This window comes from Bariatricus sp. HCP28S3_F11 (genome assembly GCF_052065395.1).
In the GTDB taxonomy this organism is placed as follows: Bacteria; Bacillota; Clostridia; order Lachnospirales; family Lachnospiraceae; genus Allocoprococcus.
This window is the reverse complement of sequence record NZ_JBQHUC010000081.1, coordinates 1-2,417: the sequence shown is the minus strand read 5'-3', so window position 1 is coordinate 2,417 and position 2,417 is coordinate 1. Positions and strand designations below refer to the sequence as shown.

The 2,417-nt window shown below is 35.0% G+C and carries 5 protein-coding genes and 1 pseudogene; 4 read left to right on the top strand and 2 right to left on the bottom strand.

The annotated features are described in order from the left end of the window. On the top strand, positions 1-265 hold a 265-nt coding region (locus tag ACTNBR_RS16230), incomplete at its 5' end, for a hypothetical protein (protein ID WP_441019219.1). A gap of 27 nt (positions 266-292) precedes the next feature. Next, a complete protein-coding gene (locus tag ACTNBR_RS16225) occupies positions 293-622 on the top strand; it encodes a helix-turn-helix domain-containing protein (RefSeq protein ID WP_427807591.1) in 330 nt (109 codons plus the stop codon). 259 nt (positions 623-881) lie between these two features. On the opposite strand, the gene ACTNBR_RS16220 is transcribed toward ACTNBR_RS16225, so the two are convergent. Together ACTNBR_RS16220 and ACTNBR_RS16215 are read right to left on the bottom strand one after the other, a co-directional pair. Then, positions 882-1,115, bottom strand: a complete 234-nt coding sequence (locus ACTNBR_RS16220) for a helix-turn-helix domain-containing protein (protein ID WP_427807589.1) — start codon at positions 1,113-1,115, stop codon at positions 882-884. A 120-nt stretch (positions 1,116-1,235) separates the two neighbouring features. Beyond that, a complete protein-coding gene (locus ACTNBR_RS16215; protein WP_427807587.1) occupies positions 1,236-1,397 on the bottom strand; it encodes an Arc family DNA-binding protein in 162 nt (53 codons plus the stop codon). A 136-nt stretch (positions 1,398-1,533) separates the two neighbouring features. Here ACTNBR_RS16215 and ACTNBR_RS16210 point away from each other — a divergent pair, with 136 nt between their 5' ends. Continuing rightward, positions 1,534-1,986 carry a hypothetical protein gene (locus tag ACTNBR_RS16210; protein ID WP_441019221.1) on the top strand — a complete coding sequence of 151 codons (453 nt, stop codon included), beginning with the start codon at positions 1,534-1,536 and terminating at the stop codon, positions 1,984-1,986. Positions 1,987-2,098: 112 nt separating this feature from the next. Then, positions 2,099-2,227, top strand: a pseudogene (locus ACTNBR_RS16205) (sporulation transcriptional regulator SpoIIID); the annotation flags it as partial. Positions 2,228-2,417 lie beyond the last annotated feature (190 nt).

Sequence of the window (2,417 nt, the reverse complement as noted above, 5' to 3'; positions counted from 1 at the left end):
AATATATTATCCTAGAGATTTCTGTATCAATCAAAGCCTAACGGCTGTTCAGCTTCGCATTTCGGCCGTTTTGCTCCGCAAAACCGGCCGTTGGGACGCGCCATATGCATTTTGCGGGAATGAAAATATATCAATAAAAGAAAATGAAATTAGAATTTCCCCTTTTCTGATGTCTGGATTGAATTATAAATATATAGATGATATACTTCAGTTAAACAAAGAGGATGAAATGCAGGAATTGGATGATCTAATAAAAAGAAGATAATGCTTTTAGGCGAAAAGGAGAAAGCGAATGCAGGAAATTGATATTAAAAAAACAGGGCATAAAATTAAAGAAATGTGCAAGGTAAGAAATATATCCGTGAAAGATATTCAAGAGAAGTTACTCGTTGGATCTTTTCAGGCTGTTTACGCATGGTTTTCAGGAAAAAGTCTTCCGAGTCTGGATAATCTGTATCGCTTAAGCAGGCTGCTGAATGTTTCAATGGACTCGCTGATCGTAGGTCAGCAGGAAGAACATCCTGGTATAATGTATGTAGATAATCGTTATGAAATAAAATGGGAGAAGATACCCGACAGAATTCTGTTATATTATATGAAATTAAAGGAAGAGGCAGCTTAAGGCTGCTTTTTTGTTGAGCCATCGTAAGAGTTAATTCAATTATGAATTGAATGATTTTGGGGCTCAGCTGCGTTACAATAAGACTACATACAATATGTATTGCTAAGACTGAGGCAGAATAAGACGGAGTATCAATGGCATATCCTTCGAAAAATGCCGCGGTACCGGGAGATTGCTCCTTGTGGACACCTGATTTGGGGAGAATTTAAAGGAATTGAGATGAGGACAGAACTATGCGTTAAGATTCGTCGTAGTAACTCTATTTTAATAATTCATCATAAGTAGTATTCAGACAGTCACGTATTCCCTTTAGCTGGGAGACAGTAATATGTTGAATTCCGCGTTCGATTTTAACCAGGGTCTCACGAGTCATATTTACATCATGAAGCTGCAACTGGCCAACCAATTCCGTTTGGCCAATGCCAGCATTTAAACGTATTTCCCTTATATTCTTTCCAATATTTGCATTAGATTGTTTTATCTTTTGTTCCATAATATCATCCTCAAAAAAGTGGACTAAAATTAGTCCTATTCTGTTTATCATAGCGGTTGAAAATGATATAATGGGACTAAAATTAGTCCAAAATATGGAAGAGAATGGTATTTATTAGATTTATTTTAATGGTCCTTGCTGCTGCTCATGTTGGATGATGGCCTGACGAATTAAATAAAGAACCTCACCGTTGATAGAACGGCCATCAAATTCAGCCAGGCTTTTTAATTTCTGATGTGTTTCTGCATCTATTCGCAATCCTAAATGTTTCTCTTTTTCCATAATACATCCTTCCTACTTAAAATGAGTACATATTTAAGTTTGTACAATAAGTTCATTTTAAGTATAGAAAGTGTTATGATGCCATAAATGGACTTAAAATAAGTACACTATATTTATCAAAAGGGAGTATTTTTGAATGAAAATTAGAAGGCTTTATTATGAGGAATCTAAGATGAGTGACAGGATTATTGAAGAGAAAGTCAAGGCAAAGATGTGTAAAATGAGTGAGGAAGAACAAATTAGGGATAAAAAACAGAAACTGATGGAGGCACAGGTCATAGTTGAAATGGCGAAAATGAAAATAGATGCGAAGCTGAACAATATAAGTCAGGAACGAGTAAAACATTTTGAAAAAATGGCAAAGAAAGCACTTCATGTGGCACAGGAACTCTTCTTAAATGTGGAGATAGATTCTGAAAAAGGATATGTAGGAACAATTGAATTTACCGGCGATGCCATGATAATCGATGAGTATGTGGAGGAGAGTGTGATACAAGATTTCCGGGACTTGATGTGTTCGACGAAAGAGATTATGATCGTGCCGGCAGATAAACTTGTGAAAATTGTTTTTTATTATAGTTTATCTTAGCATGAGAAGACTCCTGCTTTTGATTAAAAGTATATGAGGAAAAAGAAATTATCGAATATTTATAAACGGCTCCTGCATACATTGTAAAAACAATGTTTGCAGGGGGATTTTTTTGAAGGATTATATTGCAAAAAGAGCCGTGGAGATTGCAAATTATATTATAGAAAATAACGCAACGGTGAGGCAGACGGCAAAACAGTTTGGAATTAGTAAGAGTACTGTACATATAGTTGTAACAAAATAGAGAGTTTTATTTGGAGAATAATATGAGAAAGTAAAGGGCAATAAAATTGTTTTTATTTTGTCCCTTTACTTGCGCAATATGGAGCTTCCTGTATACTTTAAAGAGTAAAGGGAATTGACCAAAAAGAATACCTCAAGTAAATTTAGATTATTACTGACCGGGCAGTTAGTAAAATCTAAAAACACAA

Coding starts and splice junctions, on each gene's coding strand:
- ACTNBR_RS16225 (WP_427807591.1), top strand. CDS start 293: ATGCAGGAAATTGATATTAAAAAAACAGGGCATAAAATTAAAGAAATG.
- ACTNBR_RS16220 (WP_427807589.1), bottom strand. CDS start 1,115: ATGGAACAAAAGATAAAACAATCTAATGCAAATATTGGAAAGAATATA.
- ACTNBR_RS16215 (WP_427807587.1), bottom strand. CDS start 1,397: ATGGAAAAAGAGAAACATTTAGGATTGCGAATAGATGCAGAAACACAT.
- ACTNBR_RS16210 (WP_441019221.1), top strand. CDS start 1,534: ATGAAAATTAGAAGGCTTTATTATGAGGAATCTAAGATGAGTGACAGG.